The organism is Pseudomonas sp. (assembly GCF_049300855.1).
Taxonomy (GTDB): domain Bacteria; phylum Pseudomonadota; class Gammaproteobacteria; order Pseudomonadales; family Pseudomonadaceae; genus Aquipseudomonas.
The window spans coordinates 54,212-71,409 of sequence record NZ_JBAQKH010000013.1; the positions used below are offsets into that span (position 1 = coordinate 54,212).

Consider the following 17,198-nt stretch of genomic DNA (forward strand, 5'->3'; position numbering starts at 1 on the left):
GTTCTACCTCAGCTTCAGGGTGGCAAGGCCGATCAGCACGAGAATCACGGTGATGATCCAGAAACGGACGATCACGCGCGGCTCGGGCCAGCCCTTGAGTTCAAAATGGTGGTGGATCGGTGCCATGCGGAACACACGGCGACCGGTCAGCTTAAAGGACGCAACCTGAATGACGACTGACAGGGTTTCCATCACGAACACGCCGCCCATGATGAACAGGACGATTTCCTGCCGGACGATCACCGCGATGGTGCCCAGTGCCGCGCCGAGTGCCAGTGCACCGACGTCGCCCATGAACACTTGCGCCGGATAGGTGTTGAACCAGAGGAAGCCCAGACCGGCGCCGATCAGCGCACCGCAGAACACGATCAGCTCGCCCGCGCCCGGCACGTAAGGGATCAGCAGGTATTCCGCGAATTTCACGTTACCCGACAGGTAGCAGAAAATGCCGAGGCCACCACCGACCATCACGGTAGGCATGATCGCCAGACCGTCGAGGCCGTCAGTCAGGTTAACCGCGTTGCTCGAACCGACGATCACGAAATAGGTCAGCACGATGAAACCGAGGCCCAGCGGAATGCTGTAGTCCTTGAGCATCGGCAAAATCAGCGTGGTTTCCACCGGGGTGGAAGCGGTCATATAAAGGAAGATCGCCGCGCCGAGGCCGAACACCGATTGCCAGAAATACTTCCAGCGGCTCGGCAGACCACGCGAGTTCTTCTCGATGACCTTGCGGTAATCGTCGACCCAGCCAATGGCGCCGAACAACAGGGTCACCAGCAAAACGGTCCAGACGTAACGGTTGCTCAGGTCAGCCCAGAGCAACGTGCTGACGCCGATCGACGACAGAATCAGTGCGCCGCCCATGGTCGGCGTACCGGATTTGGACAGGTGCGATTGCGGACCGTCGTTTCGCACGGATTGACCGATCTGACGGTTCTGCAGGGTGCGGATCATCCACGGGCCATAGCACAGCGACAAAACCAGCGCGGTCAGTACACCGAGAATCCCGCGCAGGGTCAGGTACTGAAAGACCGCGAAGCCTTTGTAGAACTGTTGCAGATACTCCGCTAGCAGCAGCAGCATTAATGTTTCTCCAGACTGGACCCGCACAGAGCCGCAACGATGTTTTCCATCGCTGCACTGCGCGAACCCTTGATCAAAATGGTGGTGTTTGTGTCCTGCTCGGCGTCGAGGGCCTGAATCAGTTCGGCTTGGCTGCCGAAGTGATGTGCCTGTTCACCGAAAGCGTTTACGGCGTGAACCATGTTTGGCCCAACGGCATAAAGCGCGGAAACCTTGCCCCGGGCGTACTCACCCACGTCGCGGTGCCCCTGCTCCGCCCAATCGCCCAACTCGCCGATATCTCCGAGCACCAGGACGGTGCGGCCGGAAAAGCCGGCGAGTATATCAACGGCTGCGCACATCGAGGTGGGGTTTGCGTTGTAAGTGTCATCGATCACGCGCATACCGTTTTTCGCCAGTTGCGCGACGGTGCGCCCCTTGACCGGTTGCACGGCGCCAAGCCCGGTGGCGATGCCGAACAACGACACGCCCAAGGCGTGAGCGGCAGCGGCGGCGGCCATGGAATTGGCGACGTTGTGCGTGCCGAGCAGGTTCAGTTGAACGCGCTCGACACCTTCAGGTGTGTGCAGATTGAAGGCCGGGCAACCACGGGCATCGGTGCTCAGGTCGCTGGCATGGAAATCCGCCTGAGTGTTGCTCAGGGCGAACGTCAGCACTTTGCGCGCGCCGGCACGGGTCTTCCAGATGCCGAAGGCCTTGTCATCGAGGTTGAGCACGGCGACGCCATCCGCCGCCAGCCCGTCGATGATTTCGCCTTTGGCTTCGACGATTTTTTCCGGACCGCCAAACTCACCAACGTGCGCGGTGCCGGCATTGTTCAGGATCGCCACGTGTGGCTTGGTCAAACCAACGGTGTAAGCGATTTCGCCCAGACGCGAGGCGCCCAGTTCGATCACCGCCGAAGTGTGTTCCGGGGCCAGTTCGAGCAGGGTCAGCGGCGCGCCGAGGTCGTTGTTCAGATTGCCACGGGTCGCCAGCACCGGTCCGCGCGTGCGCAGGATGCTCGCGAGCATTTCCTTGACGGTGGTCTTGCCGCTGGAACCGGTGATCGCGGCGACTGGCTGAGTGAAGGCGGCACGGTTCAGCGCGCCCAACTGGCCGAGGGCCTGACGGGTGTCCTTGACCAGCAGTTGCGGCAGCGTGCTGTCGGCGACTTCACGCTCGACCAGCGCAGCCACCGCGCCTTTGCCAGCGACATCATTCAGATAGTCATGACCATCGAAACGCGGGCCGGTCAGGGCGATAAACAGTTGGCCGGGCTGGATTGCCCGGCTGTCGATGCTGACGCCGTCGAAGCTGGCATCGGCGGCGATCAAACGGGCGTCGAGCGCGTTGGTCAGTTCGCTGAGTTTCAGGGCCTTAAGCATGGGCCACCTCCCAAGCGGTCAGGGCATGATCAGCCTCGACCAGATCGGAGAAAGCGTGGCGCTCACCGTTGATTTCCTGATAGTCCTCGTGACCTTTACCGGCCAGAACAATCACGTCATCCGCCGAGGCAGCGGCGATCAGCTGCGCAATCGCCTGGCCACGGCCGGCGACGAAGGTGACTTTATCCACAGCCGTAAAACCGGCGCGGATGTCGTCGAAAATCACCGCTGGATCTTCGGTGCGCGGGTTGTCGTCGGTGACCACTACCTGATCGGCCAGACGCTCGACCACTTCGGCCATCAGTGGACGCTTGCCGCGATCACGGTCGCCGCCGCAGCCGAACAGGCACAGCAGCTGACCTTTGACGTGCGGGCGCAGCGCGCTCAGGACTTTTTCCAGCGCGTCCGGGGTGTGGGCGTAATCGACCACCACCAACGGCTGCGTGCCACCGCCAAGACGCTGCATGCGCCCGGCCGGGCCCTCGAGTTTTGGCAGTACTTTGAGAATTTCGTCGAGCGCGTAATCCAGACCGAGCAAGGCGCCGACCGCCGCCAGTACGTTGCTCAGGTTGAAACGGCCGAGCAGTGTGCTGCGCAGATGATGTTCGCCTTGCGGCGTCACCAGTGTGGCGCGTACGCCGTGGTCGTCGAACTGCGCTTCGCGGCAATACAGGTAGGCGCTGCTGTCGAGCAGGCTATAGGTAATCAAGCGCGACTCACGTTTTTCAGCGGCCAGTTGCCGGCCGAAATCGTCGTCGAGGTTGACCACGCGGCACTTCAGATCATTCCAGGCGAACAGCTTGGCCTTGGCCTCGGCGTACGCCTGCATGGTGCCGTGATAATCCAGATGATCGCGGGACAGGTTGGTCATCACCGCGACGTCGAATGCCAGTGCGGTCACGCGGCCCTGATCCAGACCGTGGGACGAGACTTCCATGGCCACGGCTTTGGCCCCGGCCTTTTTCAGGTCGCCCAACGTCGCTTGCACGGCGATCGGGTTTGGCGTGGTGTGCAGACCGCTCTCCAGCGCGCCATAGAAGCCGGAACCCAAGGTGCCGACGATGCCGCAATGCTGACCAAGTAGATCGAGTGCCTGCGCGACCAATTGGGTCACGCTGGTCTTGCCGTTGGTGCCAGTGACGCCGATCAGGTTCAGGTGATGACTGGGCTCACCGTAGAAGCGCCCGGCAATGTCCGACAGCTGCGCGGCCAGACCTTTGACCGGAATCAACGGCACGTCAGTGATCGGCAGCACGGTGGCGCCTTCGACTTCATAAGCAACCGCAGCCGCGCCACGTTGCAGGGCATCGGCAATGTGCGCACGACCATCGAATTTGCCGCCAGGCACGGCGAGGAACAGATCGCCTGCGCGCACGTTGCGGCTGTCCAGCGCCAATTCACGGATCAACAGATCGTGGCCGGCGTGGGGGAATATCTTGTTCAGACTTAATGACATCAGCCGCGCCCTCCATTGGCTTTCAGCGGTATGACCGGGGTGGCGTTGGCTTGTTGCGTCGTCGGCAGGTTGTCCGGGGTTACGTTCATCAAACGCAGGGTGCCGGACATCACGCGACTGAACACCGGCGCCGATACCAGACCACCGAAGTAGCCGGCCTTGCTTGGTTCGTCGATCACCACAACGATGGCGTAACGCGGATCGCTCATCGGGCCGAAACCGGCGAACAGCGAGCGGTAGGAGTTTTCGGCGTAGCCCTTGGTGCCCACCGAGGTCTTACGCGCCGTACCCGACTTGCCGGCCACGTGATAGGCCGGCACCTGCGCACGGAACACGCCGCGCGGCGCCTCGATAACCTGGGTCAACATGCCTTGCATGGTTTTCGCGACGGCTTCCGGGAGCACTTGCGTGGTCTGCGGCGGCTTGTCGGTTTTGATCAGGGTCAGCGGTGCGAGGCGACCATTGTTGGCCAATGCCGAGAACGCGTGAACCAGCTGGATCGCGGTCACGGAAATACCGTAGCCGTACGACAGCGTCGCAGTCTCGGCTTTACGCCAATCCCGGTAATTTGGGAGATTACCGACGCGCTCACCCGGAAAACCGAGACCGGTGTCCTGACCCAAGCCAACTTTCTGCGCCAGCCGGTAAATCGTTTCACCGCCGATATCGAACGCGACCTTACTCATGCCGACGTTACTGGAATTGATCAGAATACCGGTCATGTCCAGCACCGGGCCTTCACTCTTGGAAACGTCCTTGATCGTGTATTTGCCGATCTGCAGCGTGCCCGGATACACCTCGACGGTGTCGCTCGGTTTCCAGCGACCGGACTCGATTGCGGCGCTCATCGAGATGGCTTTCATGGTCGAACCCGGTTCGAACACGTCGATCATCGCGCGGTTACGCATCATCGCCGGTTGCAGGTTGCGACGGTTGTTCGGGTTGTAAGTCGGCTGGTTGACCATGGCGAGAATTTCGCCGGTCTTCACGTCCATGATCACCAGACTGCCGGCCTTGGCGCCGTTCTCGATGATCGCGTTACGCAGTTCGCGGTTGGCCAGGTATTGCAGACGCAGGTCAATGGACAACGCCAAGGGCTTGCCGGCCTTGGCGTTTTTGGTGACCTGGACATCCTTGATCAGCCGACCGCGCCGATCCTTGATGACCTGTCGTTTGCCCGGCACCCCGGCGAGCCACTCGTCATAAGCCAGTTCGACACCTTCGCGACCGTGGTCGTCGATATCGGTGAACCCGACCATGTGCGCAGTGACTTCACCGGCCGGGTAGAACCGGCGGAATTCTTCGATGCCATAAACGCCCGGCACTTTCAGGTCGAGCACAGCCTGGCCCTGCTCGGGGGTCAGCCCGCGCACCAGATAAATGAATTCTTTGTTGGCCTGGGCTTCGAGGCGTTCGGTCAGGGCTTTCGGATCCTGACCCAGCGCGGCGGCCAATGCGGGCCACTTCTCTTTGGCCGTCTGCATTTCCTTGGCGTTGGCCCACAGCGTGGTCACCGGGGTACTCACGGCCAAAGGCTCGCCGTTACGGTCAGTGATCAGACCACGGTGAGCGGGAATCGGGATGTGCCGCAGACTGCGCGCGTCGCCCTGACCTTTGAGGAAGTCACGGTCAACTACTTGCAAGTCGATGATGCGCCAGCAGATCGCCGCGACCATCACGCCGAGCAGCGCCACCATCAGGCGGAAGCGCCATGGAAACAGTGCGCCTTCGAGTTTCATCATGGCGCCACCATCTTCACGTCAGCCGCGCCGGGGATGTGCATTTTCAGTTGTTCGGTGGCCAGCACTTCGATGCGGCTGTGCGCGGTCCAGGTGCTCTGCTCGAGAATCAGACGGCCCCACTCGGCCTGCGCCTTGTCGCGCACGCTGAGTTCGTTGTAAAGGGTGTTGAGCAACTGCCGGTTCCAGTGCGCGCTGTACGACACGGCGATGGCCGAGACGAGCACGCCGATGAACAGCAGCAGCATCAGAAAGCTGCCGCCGGGCAGTGGCTTGGCGAAAAGCTTGCTCACCGCAGCTTCTCCGCGACGCGCATGACGGCGCTACGGGAACGTGGGTTGGCTTTGAGTTCGGCATCGGAGGCCGTCTGCGCTTTGCCATGGACTTTGATTTTCGGTTCGAACGCCACGTGGCGAACCGGCAGGTTGCGCGGCAGGTTGTCGGCTTCGCCTTTCACCAGCTTGCGCATGAACAGTTTGACGATGCGGTCTTCCAGCGAGTGGAAGCTGATCACCACCAGACGGCCGCCGATTTCCAGAGCGTCCAGCGCGGCTTCGAGACCGGCTTCCAGATCGCCCAGTTCGTTGTTGACGTGAATGCGCAAACCCTGGAATGCACGGGTGGCCGGGTTCTTGCCCTTTTCCCATGCCGGGTTGGCGACTTTCAATACTTCAGCCAGATCGGCAGTGCGCTCGAACGGCTTGATGTCGCGACGCTCGGCGACAGCGCGAGCCATGCGACCGGAGAAACGTTCTTCGCCGTATTCCTTGAACACCCGGGCGATTTCCTCAGCCGGCGCGGTGTTGACGAATTCGGCAGCGCTGATGCCACGGGACGGATCCATGCGCATGTCCAGCGGGCCGTCGTTGAGGAAACTGAAGCCGCGCTCAGCGTCGTCGAGCTGCGGCGAAGACACGCCGAGGTCGAGCAGAATGCCGCTGACCTTGCCGCTCAGGCCCTGCTCGGCAACCACCGAACCGAGCTCGGCAAAGCTGCGCTGCACAACGACAAAGCGGCCGTCTTCGGCCGCTAGCGTTTGCCCGGTGGCAATCGCTTGTGGATCTTTGTCGAATCCGATGAGCCGACCGTCCGTGCCGAGCTGGCTGAGGATCAGCCGGCTGTGGCCACCGCGCCCGAACGTACCGTCCAGATAGCAGCCATCAGGACGTACGGCGAGAGCCTCGACGGCTTCGTCAAGCAGTACGGTGATGTGGTTAAAGCCGCTATCAATAGTCACAGGATCAAATCACGCAGTTCATCAGGCATCGCGCCCGGTTGTTGAATGGCAGCAAGGTCAGCGGCAGATACCGCGTTCCATGCATCCTCGTCCCACAATTGGAACTTGTTCAGTTGGCCTACCAGCATCGCGCGCTTATCCAGCTTGGCGTATTCGCGCAAACGCGGTGGAACCAGAAAACGACCACTGCCATCGAGCTCGAGGTCGACGGCATTACCAATCAGCAAACGTTGCAGGCGACGGTTCTCTTCGCGTAGCGAAGGCAGCGCGCGCAACTTGGTTTCAATAATTTCCCACTCGTCGAGCGGGTAGACACACAGACACGGATCAACGGCATCAATGGTGACGATCAATTGGCCGGAACTACGCGAATCGAGCTCGTCACGGTACCGGCTCGGCATGGCGAGACGGCCCTTTGCATCGAGACTGATAGCGTTAGCTCCGCGAAACACGTCTGCGTTTCTCCAATTTTTATCGTTTTGAGCTCAAAAAACCCACTTCATGCCACTTTCCGCCACTTGCGCACACTATAGGAATGCGCCCACCACACCGTCAAGGCGCGGATTAAAGGAAAACCCTTACAGAACGGAGATTTAGGAGCATAAAAGGAGGAGCAACGAGAATCTGGCGCAGACTTTTGACCCATAACTTGATGCAGCACTGAAAGCTGCGCTCGGAAGTTAAAGTAATTTGTTAAGAGTAAGATTTTTTCGGTATTACAAAAGCGCTTCTGCTGTTGATTGAAGCAAGGTGGGAAATGGCTATTACTGCGTTTGCCGCTGCCGAACTTTCAGAGCAGGCCTGCTGATATTACACAGCCCTGTTGCCAATGATTCAAGCAGGGAAAGAAAAAGGTGGAGAGTCGATCTGTAAGCCGGGTTCTGTCTTGAACAGTCATTCGTCTACGATGGCCATCACTGGACATCTTTAGCAACCTACCCGGTCCCAGCGCGGGCCACGCCTTGGGACCCTATTTGGTCTTGCTCCAAGTGGGGTTTACCTAGCCACGAACTGTTGCCAGACGTGCGGTGCGCTCTTACCGCACCTTTTCACCCTTACCGGCGCTTGCGCGCTTAGGCGGTTATTTTCTGTGGCACTTTCCGTAGGCTCACGCCTCCCAGGCATTACCTGGCACTTCGCCCTATGGAGCCCGGACTTTCCTCCCCCCCCTAATTTTCATAGAGGGCAGCGACTGTCCGATCGACTCTCCGCCGCGAAGGTTAACGGCAGAGCGGCCGAAGAACAAGCGCTAAAAGCCTCAAGACCGCTATGGGCGACGGCTTACACGCCTTTCTGTTTATCCAGCGCAACCTGATACAGCACGTTTTTGCGTTCGCCAGTGATCTGCGCTGCCAGCGCGGCGGCACGCTTGAGCGGCATTTCTTCAAGCAGCAGATCGAGGATGCGCATCGCTTCGCTGCTGACCGCGTCTTCGGACTCCGGCGGCGTCCAGCCCGCCACCAGCACTACGCATTCGCCGCGCTGCTGATTGCTGTCGGATTCGACGAACGCGCGCAACTCGGCCAGCGGCAAGCCCTTGAGGGTTTCGAACGTCTTGGTGATTTCGCGGGCGAGCAATGCCTGACGCTCACCGCCGAACACTTCTTCCATATCCTGCAGGCATTCAAGAATGCGATGCGGAGCTTCATAAAAGATCAGCGTGCGCGGCTCTTCTTTAACCGCTTCCAGTCGCGCCTTGCGCCCCACCGACTTGGCCGGCAGAAAACCTTCGAAGATGAAACGATCCGATGGCAACCCCGCCGCCGACAGCGCCGCAATCAGCGCACAGGCACCCGGCACTGGCACCACATTGATTCCGGCCGCGCGCGCCTGACGCACCAGGTGATAACCCGGATCGGAAATCAGCGGCGTCCCCGCATCGGAAATCAGCGCCACGTTGTCACCGGCCAGCAAGCGGGTAATAAAGCGGCTACCTTCATCTCTTTCATTGTGTTCGTGACACGCGGCCAGCGGCGTGCCGATACCGAAGTGCTGCATCAGGCGCGCCGAGTGGCGGGTGTCTTCGGCGGCAATCAATGCCACTTCGCGAAGGATCTTCAGTGCCCGGGCGCTGATGTCGTCCAGGTTGCCGATGGGCGTCGCCACCACATAAAGCGAGCCAGCAGCGGAATTCAGGGAACCTGGAGCAGTCAAAGCGCACACCTCGTGATCGGTAAAAGCGGCCATTGTAGCGCGACACGAGGCTTGCGACGCGCTTCGAGCCACCACGGTTTTCCCCTTGGTTACGCACCACCGCAACATTTACTACAGCTAAATCGTACGTTTCACGCCACTAACATCGCGCCCCGGCCAGTGCTTGGGTACAATTCGACGCTAATTTGATCGAGTATCAGGAACACTTACATGATCGCTTGCCTGCGGCTGTTCACTGCCCTCTGCCTCGCTGCCTTGTTGGCGGCTTGCGCCAGCTCCCCTTCCTCCAGCCTTGGCGAACTTCCACGGACCCCGGATGCCAGCATCGAGCAACTGCTCGAACAGGCGACCCAGGCTAAAACCCCGGAAAAAGCTGCCCTGTTGCGCCTCAGCGCAGCAGACCTCGCTTACCGCCAGGGTAACGCCGGGCAGTCCGCGCAAATCCTGCAACAAGTGCCGATGGAGCAACTGAAGCCAGGCCAGCAGATTTTCGCCAGCACGCTGAATGCCGAACTGGCCATGACCCGCAATCAGCCGAAAGCCGCGCTGACCGCCCTGAGCCATCCAAGCCTGCAGCACCTAGGCGAAATGCCTGAAGAGCAACAAGTGCGCACCGGCACCGTTCACGCCCGTGCCCTTGAGGCCGACGGCCAGACCCTGGCTGCCGCTCGCGAACGCGTGTTCATCGCACCGATGCTGCAAGGCGAAGCCGCAAGCAAGAACCATGAAGCGATCTGGACCCTGATCGGCTCGCTGCCGACTGACCAGTTGCAACCCAACACCACCGACGACCTCGGCGGCTGGATGGCCCTGGCGATGGCAGTGAAATCTGCCGGCACCCTCGAACAACAGCAAGCCGCGATCGACACCTGGCGCGCGCAGAATCCAAAGCACCCCGCCGCGATCAACCTGCCGCTGCCGTTGACCAAACTAAAAGAACTGGCCAGCCAACCGCTGAGCAAGATCGCCCTGCTGCTACCGCAGGACGGCCCACTGGCCGCTGTCGGCAAGGCACTACGTGAAGGCTTCATGGCTGCGCACTATCAGGCGCAACAGGCCGGACAAAAGCCGCCAGCGATCGAGTTCTACGACAGCTCGAAACTGACCTCGATGGACGAGTTCTACCGCAAGGCTCAGGCTGACGGTGTGCAACTGGTCGTTGGCCCACTGGAAAAACCACTGGTCAAACAATTGAGTACTCGCCCGCAACTGCCGATCACCACCCTCGCGCTGAACTACAGCGAAGGTGATCAAGGCCCGGCGCAATTGTTCCAGTTTGGTCTGGCCGCTGAAGACGAAGCCCGCGAAGTCTCGCGCCGCGCCCGTGCCGACGGCCTGCACCGTGCCGCGATCATGGTGCCGAAAGGCGAATGGGGCGACCGCGTTCTGCGCGCATTCAGCCAGGACTGGCAGGCCAACGGTGGCAGCATCGTAGCGACCGAGCGCGTCGATCAGCCGGTGCAACTGGCCCAGCAGATTGCCGACATGTTCCAGTTGCGCCAAAGCGAAGCCCGCGCCAAGAGCCTGCAGAATGCCGCCGGCACCAACGTCGCCGCGCAACCGTCGCGTCGTCAGGACATCGAATTCATCTTCCTGGCCGCCACGCCGCAACAGGCGCAGCAGATCAAGCCGACCCTGAACTTCCAATACGCAGGCGATGTTCCGGTTTACGCGACCTCGCACGTTTACAGCGCCAGCGGCGACGTGAATCAGTACAACGACATGAACGGCATTCGCTTCTGTGAAACCCCATGGCTGTTGGACAACAGCGATCCACTGCGCCAGCAAGTGGTTGCGCAGTGGCCACAAGCCGCCGGCAGCCTCGGCCGCCTGTACGCAATGGGCGTCGATGCCTATCGCCTGGCGCCGCGCCTGGGTCAACTCAAAGCCCTGCCGGACAGCCGCATCGACGGTGAGTCGGGCAGCCTCGGCATGACCCAGACCCAACGCGTGGTGCGCCAGTTGCCTTGGGCACAGTTCGTCAGCGGTCAGGTTCAACGCCTGCCGGACACCCCGCGCTGATGCCTGACAGGTCAAGCTCGCAATGCGGTAAAGATGCCGAGCGCCAGGCGCTCGAACATCTGCAACAACACGGTCTGCGCCTGTTGGCGCAGAACTGGTTATGCAAACGCGGTGAGCTTGATCTGGTCATGCTTGATGGCGATACAGTAGTATTCGTTGAAGTTCGCTACAGAAAAAACACTCAATGGGGTGGCGCGCTCGCTAGCATCGATGGGCGCAAGCAGCAGAAACTGATTTTCGCTGCACAGTATTTTCTTCAGCGCGAGTCGCGCTGGGCGAATTCCCCTTGCCGCTTCGACGTGGTGGCCATCGACAGCCACCCGAGTCAGCTGAACTGGTTGCAGAATGCTTTCGACAGTTGATCGCCTGCGTTGCGACCCGGACAATTCCACCGACAAATTTTGCTCTTTGCTTTGCGGGCTGCACATTCATGTGCCGTACAGCCGCGCTACTTAAGGTCACACAGATGGACATGCAATCCCGAATTCGCCAGCTTTTCCAGGCCAGTATCGACACCAAGCAACAGGCGATGGACGTACTTGCACCGCACATCGAGCAAGCCAGCCAGATCATGGTCAACGCCCTGCTCAACGAAGGCAAAATGCTTTCGTGCGGCAATGGCGGCTCGGCCGGCGATGCCCAGCACTTCTCTTCCGAGCTGCTCAACCGTTTCGAGCGCGAGCGCCCGAGCCTGCCGGCCATTGCCCTGACCACCGACACGTCGACGATCACCTCGATCGCCAACGACTACAGCTACAACGAAGTGTTCTCCAAACAGATCCGTGCGCTCGGTCAACCGGGCGATGTCCTGCTGGCGATTTCGACCAGCGGTAACTCGGCGAACATTATTCAAGCGATCCAGGCCGCACATGATCGCGAAATGATTGTCGTAGCTTTGACCGGACGCGATGGCGGCGGCATGGCTTCGCTGCTGTTGCCCGAGGACGTCGAGATTCGCGTACCGGCCAATGTCACTGCACGTATTCAAGAAGTCCACTTGCTGGCGATCCATTGCCTTTGCGATCTGATCGACAGCCAACTGTTCGGGAGTGAAGAATGACCCCTAATCGCCTTGGCCTTCTGGCCTTGACCCTGTGCCTCGGCATCAGCGGCTGCACCTCGGTGGTGAACGCCAGCCGTGAAGCACCGATCGATGACGACCGCGGCACGCGCACCTTCGGCAGCAAGATCGACGACTCGTTGATCGAAACCAAAGTCGGTGTGAACGTGGCCAAGGCCGACCCGGCCCTGGACAACGATTCGCACATCGTCGTCACCAGTTTCAACGGTGTTGTCTTGCTGGCCGGTCAAACGCCTCGCGCAGACTTGAAAGCCAAGGCTGAGCAAGCGGCAGCCGCCGTCCAACGGGTAAAAACGGTTCATAACGAACTGCAGGTCATCCCGCCGTCCGGTTTCCTGGCGCGCCAGAACGACACTTGGCTAACCTCCAAGATCAAGACCCAGATGCTCACCGACGCCAGTATCCCTGGCTCGCGCATCAAGGTCGTGACCGAGAACGGCATCGTCTATCTGCTGGGCCTGTTGACCAAACAGGAAGCCACCCAGGCAACCAATCTGGTTCAAGGCGTTTCCGGCGTACAGAAGATCGTCAAGCTCTTCGAATACATCGACTGACCGCCGAAACCCGCGCACAAAAAAGGCGATCCATCCGGATCGCCTTTTTTATTACTTCACCACTTTCAGGCTTGGCCGGCCGCTAGGGCGCGGCGGCTCGCTGTCCGGTGGCGGCATGTCGTCATCCGCCTCGATCTCTTCTTCGTCATCCATCGGCGACTCGAGATCAAACACCATGCCCTGACCGTTCTCCCGGGCGTAGATACCCAGGATCGCGCTGATCGGCACGTACAAGCTGTGCGGAACGCCACCGAAGCGACCTTCGAAGGTCACCACGTCGTTGTCCATGTGCAAATGACGCACGGCACTCGGCGAGATGTTCAGGACAATCTGCCCGTCACTGGCAAAACCCTGCGGCACCTGCACTGCCGGGTATTCGGAATTGACCAGCATGTGCGGGGTGCAATCGTTATCAACAATCCACTCATAGAGCGCGCGGACCAGATAAGGTCGACTGGAGTTCATAGCGGCTCCTTAAGCCTTAGCGCATATCGCGTTCGACACCAGACAGACTCGCCTGGAAAGCCTCACGCGCAAACGAGCGCTCCATATAATCAAGCAGCGGCTTGGCTGGCCGCGGCAGTTCAATACCCAGAATCGGCAAACGCCAGAGTATTGGCAATAGGCAGCAATCCACCAGACTTTGTTCCTCACTGAGGAAAAACGGCTTGTCGGCAAACAGCGGCGACACGCCCGTCAGGCTTTCACGCAATTCCTTGCGCGCCACGACACGCGCGGCTTCCTTGGACTTGGGATCCAGAATCAGATCCACCAGACCACACCAGTCGCGCTGAATACGGTGAATCAGCAGGCGGCTGTTGGCACGCGCCACCGGATAAACCGGCATCAACGGCGGGTGCGGGTAACGCTCATCCAGATATTCCATCACCACGGTCGACTCCCACAACGCCAGGTCACGATCGACCAGCGTCGGCAGACTGCCGTAAGGGTTTACCTCAATCAGTTTAGGCGGCTGACGACCTGCTTCCACATAAATGATCTCGGCGCTGACACCCTTCTCTGCAAGCACAATGCGCACTCGGTGGGAATAGTGGTCGGCGGGGTCGGAGTAACAGGCCAACCGATTGGTCACGCCCATGGCGATCCTCCTCGCTTGTTGAATTTGTCGGAACCGGAAAAACGCGCGCGCCCAGAGGGCGCCTCCCGCAACGTCTGGCTGACCAGAGTTACGCTATCGGAGGCGCCCTTGGGCGCGCGCGATTAACAGCAATGCTTGAAGCGTATCAGTGCACGTCTTTCCAGTATTCACGCTTGAGCAGATAGGCGAACACAAAGAAGAACGCCAGGTACAGCAAGACATAAGTACCGATGCGCTGATGTTGCAGCTTAACCGGGTTAGCCGAGTAAGCCAGGAAGGTTACCAGATTCTTGACCTTCTCATCGAACTGCTCTTCGTTCAGAGCACCGGACTTCGGCACGATGGTCAGCTGATCACACGCTTCATGAGTCAAAGGCGTGCCGGTCAGCGGATCATATTGCTTCTTGCCGTCTTCGACGATCTGCACCTGCTTGCAACCCACGACCTGACGACCTTGCAGGCCGACCAGCACGTTAGGCATGCCGACGTTCGGGAAGACCTTGTTGTTCACGCCCCATGGACGCGCAGGATCCTCGTAGAACGAGCGCAGGTAACCGTAGAGCCAATCCGTGCCACGCACACGAGCCACCAGCGTCAGATCCGGTGGCGCGGCACCGAACCAGGTCTTGGCGTCAGCCGGCTGCATGCCGATGTTCATGTGATCGCCAATTTTGGCACCGGTGAACACCAACTTCTCCAGCATCATTTCATGAGGAACGCCCAGGTCATCGGCAACCCGCTCGTAACGCTGGAACTTGGCACTGTGGCAACCCATGCAATAGTTGGCAAAGGTGCGTGCGCCATCCTGCAGAGCGGCCTTGTCGGAAACGTCGATGTCGACTTTTTCCAGCTCCGGACCACCATGTTCAGCGGCGAAAGACAGGACAGGCAACGCAGCAAAAATCAGAGCAAAAAATAACTTTTTCATCAGCCAGTCACCCTTTCCGGAACCGGTTTGGTCTTCTCGAGCCTGGTGTAGAACGGCATCAGAATGAAGTAGGCGAAGTACAGGAAGGTGCAGACCTGCGACAGCAAGGTTCGCTCCGGCGTCGGCGCAAGCACACCGAGAATGCCGAGAATCACGAACGAAATGCAGAACACCAGCAGCCAGATTTTGCTCATCCAGCCTTTGTAGCGCATCGATTTGACCGGGCTGCGATCGAGCCATGGCAGCACGAACAGCACCGCAATCGCCGCACCCATGGCGATAACGCCCATGAGTTTGTCCGGGATAGCGCGCAAGATTGCGTAGAACGGTGTGAAGTACCAAACCGGCGCAATGTGCTCTGGCGTCTTGAACGGGTTAGCCTGCTCGAAGTTTGGTTTTTCGAGGAAGTAGCCGCCCATTTCCGGGAAGAAGAACACAATAAAGCAGAAGATAAACAGGAACACTACAACACCGACAATGTCCTTCACGGTGTAGTACGGGTGGAAGGCGATGCCATCCAGCGGGATGCCGTTTTCGTCTTTGTGCTTCTTGATGTCGACGCCGTCAGGGTTGTTCGAACCGACTTCGTGCAACGCCAGAATATGCAGCACCACCAGACCGAGAATCACGATCGGCAGCGCGACAACGTGCAAGGCGAAGAAGCGGTTGAGGGTGATTCCGGAGATCAGGTAGTCACCACGAATCCACTGCGTCAGGTCGTTGCCGATGACGGGTATCGCACCGAACAGCGAGATGATCACCTGGGCGCCCCAGTACGACATCTGGCCCCATGGCAGCAGGTAACCCATGAACGCCTCGGCCATCAGCGCCAGATAAATCAGCATGCCGAAGACCCAGACCAGCTCACGCGGCTTCTGGTACGAACCGTAGAGCAGACCACGGAACATGTGCAGATAAACCACGATGAAGAACGCCGAAGCGCCGGTCGAGTGCAACAGACGCAGGATCGAGCCGTACTCGACGTCGCGCATGATGTATTCAACGGAAGCAAAGGCCTCTTCTGCCGACGGCGTGTAGCTCATCGTCAGCCAGACACCCGTGACGATCTGATTCACCAGAACCAGCAGCGCCAGGGAGCCGAAGAAGTAGAAGAAGTTGAAGTTTTTTGGAGCGTAATACTTGCTGAGATGGTCTTCCCACATTTTGGTCGCAGGAAAGCGCGCATCAACCCAATCCATGAACTTGCTCATCACGCTTTCTCCGTATCGACGCCAATGACAATCAGGTCATCGGTCTCATAGGAATGCGGGGGAACTGGCAGGTTCAAAGGCGCAGGTTGCGACTTGTAGACGCGACCAGCCAGATCGTAGTGGGAACCGTGGCAAGGGCAGAAATAGCCACCGACCCAGTCTTTACCCAGATCCGCAGGTGCCACTTCGGGACGGAAGGTTGGTGAGCAACCCAGGTGCGTGCAGATTCCGATCAGCAGCAGAATTTCCGGCTTGATCGAACGCACTTCAGGGTCGACATAGGTAGGTTGCGTGGAGTTTTTGGAGGTTGGATCGGAGAGCTGGCCCTCGATCTTCTTGAGATTCCCCAGGATTTCCGCAGTACGGCGGACAATGAACACCGGCTGGCCGCGCCACTCAGCAATCATCTGCTGTCCTGGCTCGATTTTGCTGACATTCACTTTCACCGGTGCACCGGCGGCTTTCGCCTTGGCACTGGGAAACCATGACCCCACGAACGGGACCGCAGCCCCCACCGCTCCTGCAGCACCCACCACGGATGTGGCTGCTACCAAGAAGCGACGCCGGCCTGCATTCACGCCGTCATTGCTCATTCAGTCCTCTCCCATCAGCTTTTGTGGCCTGTTAAATCAGGCATCTACTAAATAAATCAATGTTACTTATAAAAATTTTGCCGAATGGTAATGAAAAGCCCCAATTCTGACAAGGGAATTACCCGGAGCTCTTACCCTCAAGCCTTGCAGTATAGGGGGTCTACGGAAGTGGCAAGTTGTCGCAGCGCAATTCTTTGATAAATCACAGGCATAAAAAAACGCCCGCTTCCGTGAGGAGGCGGGCGTTCTTTTTGAACGTGGAAGCGGAATTAACGCTTCGAGTACTGCGGACGCTTACGCGCTTTACGCAGACCAACTTTCTTACGTTCAACTTCACGGGCGTCGCGAGTAACGAAGCCAGCTTTGCGCAGAGCGCCACGCAGGGTTTCGTCGTAGTCCATCAGAGCGCGAGTGATGCCGTGGCGGATTGCGCCAGCTTGACCACTTACACCACCGCCGATCACGGTGACGTAGATGTCGAACTTCTCGACAGTCTCAGTCAGCTCCAGCGGCTGGCGAACTACCATGCGGGCAGTTTCGCGGCCGAAGAAGTTTTCCAGCGAACGGTTGTTGATGGAGATGTTACCAGTACCCGGACGCAGGAAAACGCGTGCGGTTGCGGTCTTGCGACGGCCAGTGCCGTAATTTTGAGTCGCCGACATAATGTACTA

Annotated in this window: 18 protein-coding genes and 1 other RNA gene; 4 read left to right on the forward strand and 15 right to left on the reverse strand. The window is 59.3% G+C overall.

Going from position 1 to position 17,198, the window contains the following annotated elements; genetic code table 11:
• Nucleotides 1–3 precede the first annotated feature (3 nt).
• The 9 genes from mraY to rsmI all read right to left on the reverse strand — a co-directional run bounded on the left by mraY (nucleotide 4) and on the right by rsmI (nucleotide 9,072).
• Nucleotides 4–1,086 carry a phospho-N-acetylmuramoyl-pentapeptide-transferase gene (gene mraY, locus WA225_RS04130; RefSeq protein WP_007917000.1) on the reverse strand — a complete coding sequence of 361 codons (1,083 nt, stop codon included), beginning with the start codon at nucleotides 1,084–1,086 and terminating at the stop codon, nucleotides 4–6.
• The gene (locus WA225_RS04135) at nucleotides 1,086–2,453 is read right to left on the reverse strand and encodes a UDP-N-acetylmuramoyl-tripeptide--D-alanyl-D-alanine ligase (RefSeq protein ID WP_422606973.1); all 1,368 of its coding nucleotides are present in this window, start codon (nucleotides 2,451–2,453) and stop codon (nucleotides 1,086–1,088) included. The genes mraY and WA225_RS04135 overlap by 1 nt, the downstream gene beginning before the upstream one ends.
• Nucleotides 2,446–3,909, reverse strand: a complete 1,464-nt coding sequence (locus WA225_RS04140) for a UDP-N-acetylmuramoyl-L-alanyl-D-glutamate--2,6-diaminopimelate ligase (protein WP_422606974.1) — start codon at nucleotides 3,907–3,909, stop codon at nucleotides 2,446–2,448. Before WA225_RS04140 ends, WA225_RS04135 begins: the two co-directional genes overlap by 8 nt.
• A complete protein-coding gene (locus WA225_RS04145) occupies nucleotides 3,909–5,648 on the reverse strand; it encodes a peptidoglycan D,D-transpeptidase FtsI family protein (RefSeq protein ID WP_422606984.1) in 1,740 nt (579 codons plus the stop codon). The genes WA225_RS04140 and WA225_RS04145 overlap by 1 nt, the downstream gene beginning before the upstream one ends.
• Nucleotides 5,648–5,941: a cell division protein FtsL gene (ftsL, locus tag WA225_RS04150; protein ID WP_007917008.1), complete on the reverse strand. Its 294-nt coding sequence runs from the start codon at nucleotides 5,939–5,941 to the stop codon at nucleotides 5,648–5,650. The genes WA225_RS04145 and ftsL overlap by 1 nt, the downstream gene beginning before the upstream one ends.
• Nucleotides 5,938–6,885, reverse strand: a complete 948-nt coding sequence (gene rsmH / locus WA225_RS04155; protein WP_008082779.1) for a 16S rRNA (cytosine(1402)-N(4))-methyltransferase RsmH — start codon at nucleotides 6,883–6,885, stop codon at nucleotides 5,938–5,940. The genes ftsL and rsmH overlap by 4 nt, the downstream gene beginning before the upstream one ends.
• Nucleotides 6,882–7,337 (reverse strand): division/cell wall cluster transcriptional repressor MraZ, encoded by a 456-nt coding sequence (gene mraZ / locus WA225_RS04160; RefSeq protein ID WP_007917012.1) that lies wholly within the window; start codon nucleotides 7,335–7,337, stop codon nucleotides 6,882–6,884. Before mraZ ends, rsmH begins: the two co-directional genes overlap by 4 nt.
• A 402-nt stretch (nucleotides 7,338–7,739) precedes the next feature.
• Nucleotides 7,740–8,093, reverse strand: an RNA gene (rnpB, locus tag WA225_RS04165) — RNase P RNA component class A.
• A gap of 73 nt (nucleotides 8,094–8,166) precedes the next feature.
• Nucleotides 8,167–9,072: a 16S rRNA (cytidine(1402)-2'-O)-methyltransferase gene (rsmI, locus tag WA225_RS04170; RefSeq protein ID WP_422606975.1), complete on the reverse strand. Its 906-nt coding sequence runs from the start codon at nucleotides 9,070–9,072 to the stop codon at nucleotides 8,167–8,169.
• Between the two features lie 177 nt (nucleotides 9,073–9,249).
• On the opposite strand from rsmI, the gene WA225_RS04175 reads away from it, so the two are divergent.
• The 4 genes from WA225_RS04175 (at nucleotide 9,250) to WA225_RS04190 (ending at nucleotide 12,696) form a co-directional block, all read left to right on the forward strand.
• Nucleotides 9,250–11,061 (forward strand): penicillin-binding protein activator, encoded by a 1,812-nt coding sequence (locus tag WA225_RS04175; RefSeq protein ID WP_422606976.1) that lies wholly within the window; start codon nucleotides 9,250–9,252, stop codon nucleotides 11,059–11,061.
• A complete protein-coding gene (locus WA225_RS04180) occupies nucleotides 11,061–11,423 on the forward strand; it encodes a YraN family protein (protein WP_422606977.1) in 363 nt (120 codons plus the stop codon). The genes WA225_RS04175 and WA225_RS04180 overlap by 1 nt, the downstream gene beginning before the upstream one ends.
• A 104-nt stretch (nucleotides 11,424–11,527) precedes the next feature.
• Entirely contained in the window at nucleotides 11,528–12,121 is a 594-nt protein-coding gene (locus WA225_RS04185; protein WP_008082788.1) for a phosphoheptose isomerase, read from the forward strand.
• Entirely contained in the window at nucleotides 12,118–12,696 is a 579-nt protein-coding gene (locus WA225_RS04190) for a BON domain-containing protein (protein WP_007917023.1), read from the forward strand. The genes WA225_RS04185 and WA225_RS04190 overlap by 4 nt, the downstream gene beginning before the upstream one ends.
• A 51-nt stretch (nucleotides 12,697–12,747) precedes the next feature.
• Here the strand turns inward: WA225_RS04190 and WA225_RS04195 are convergent, their stop codons facing one another.
• The 6 genes from WA225_RS04195 to rpsI form a co-directional block, all read right to left on the reverse strand.
• Complete coding sequence (locus WA225_RS04195) at nucleotides 12,748–13,161, reverse strand: ClpXP protease specificity-enhancing factor (protein WP_422606978.1); 414 nt, start codon at nucleotides 13,159–13,161, stop codon at nucleotides 12,748–12,750.
• Nucleotides 13,162–13,177: 16 nt separating this feature from the next.
• Complete coding sequence (locus WA225_RS04200) at nucleotides 13,178–13,795, reverse strand: glutathione S-transferase N-terminal domain-containing protein (protein ID WP_007917025.1); 618 nt, start codon at nucleotides 13,793–13,795, stop codon at nucleotides 13,178–13,180.
• Between the two features lie 145 nt (nucleotides 13,796–13,940).
• Nucleotides 13,941–14,723, reverse strand: a complete 783-nt coding sequence (locus WA225_RS04205; RefSeq protein ID WP_034156480.1) for a cytochrome c1 — start codon at nucleotides 14,721–14,723, stop codon at nucleotides 13,941–13,943.
• The gene (locus WA225_RS04210) at nucleotides 14,723–15,934 is read right to left on the reverse strand and encodes a cytochrome b (protein WP_007917029.1); all 1,212 of its coding nucleotides are present in this window, start codon (nucleotides 15,932–15,934) and stop codon (nucleotides 14,723–14,725) included. Before WA225_RS04210 ends, WA225_RS04205 begins: the two co-directional genes overlap by 1 nt.
• Complete coding sequence (gene petA, locus WA225_RS04215; RefSeq protein ID WP_003228055.1) at nucleotides 15,934–16,527, reverse strand: ubiquinol-cytochrome c reductase iron-sulfur subunit; 594 nt, start codon at nucleotides 16,525–16,527, stop codon at nucleotides 15,934–15,936. Before petA ends, WA225_RS04210 begins: the two co-directional genes overlap by 1 nt.
• A gap of 269 nt (nucleotides 16,528–16,796) precedes the next feature.
• Nucleotides 16,797–17,189 (reverse strand): 30S ribosomal protein S9, encoded by a 393-nt coding sequence (rpsI, locus tag WA225_RS04220; protein WP_008080273.1) that lies wholly within the window; start codon nucleotides 17,187–17,189, stop codon nucleotides 16,797–16,799.
• Nucleotides 17,190–17,198 lie beyond the last annotated feature (9 nt).

Coding starts and splice junctions, on each gene's coding strand:
- rsmI (WP_422606975.1), bottom strand. CDS start 9,072: ATGGCCGCTTTTACCGATCACGAGGTGTGCGCTTTGACTGCTCCAGGT.
- petA (WP_003228055.1), bottom strand. CDS start 16,527: ATGAGCAATGACGGCGTGAATGCAGGCCGGCGTCGCTTCTTGGTAGCA.
- WA225_RS04205 (WP_034156480.1), bottom strand. CDS start 14,723: ATGAAAAAGTTATTTTTTGCTCTGATTTTTGCTGCGTTGCCTGTCCTG.
- WA225_RS04190 (WP_007917023.1), top strand. CDS start 12,118: ATGACCCCTAATCGCCTTGGCCTTCTGGCCTTGACCCTGTGCCTCGGC.
- WA225_RS04135 (WP_422606973.1), bottom strand. CDS start 2,453: ATGCTTAAGGCCCTGAAACTCAGCGAACTGACCAACGCGCTCGACGCC.
- WA225_RS04185 (WP_008082788.1), top strand. CDS start 11,528: ATGGACATGCAATCCCGAATTCGCCAGCTTTTCCAGGCCAGTATCGAC.
- WA225_RS04210 (WP_007917029.1), bottom strand. CDS start 15,934: ATGAGCAAGTTCATGGATTGGGTTGATGCGCGCTTTCCTGCGACCAAA.
- rpsI (WP_008080273.1), bottom strand. CDS start 17,189: ATGTCGGCGACTCAAAATTACGGCACTGGCCGTCGCAAGACCGCAACC.
- mraY (WP_007917000.1), bottom strand. CDS start 1,086: ATGCTGCTGCTGCTAGCGGAGTATCTGCAACAGTTCTACAAAGGCTTC.
- WA225_RS04145 (WP_422606984.1), bottom strand. CDS start 5,648: ATGAAACTCGAAGGCGCACTGTTTCCATGGCGCTTCCGCCTGATGGTG.
- WA225_RS04175 (WP_422606976.1), top strand. CDS start 9,250: ATGATCGCTTGCCTGCGGCTGTTCACTGCCCTCTGCCTCGCTGCCTTG.
- WA225_RS04180 (WP_422606977.1), top strand. CDS start 11,061: ATGCCTGACAGGTCAAGCTCGCAATGCGGTAAAGATGCCGAGCGCCAG.
- WA225_RS04200 (WP_007917025.1), bottom strand. CDS start 13,795: ATGGGCGTGACCAATCGGTTGGCCTGTTACTCCGACCCCGCCGACCAC.
- WA225_RS04140 (WP_422606974.1), bottom strand. CDS start 3,909: ATGTCATTAAGTCTGAACAAGATATTCCCCCACGCCGGCCACGATCTG.
- WA225_RS04195 (WP_422606978.1), bottom strand. CDS start 13,161: ATGAACTCCAGTCGACCTTATCTGGTCCGCGCGCTCTATGAGTGGATT.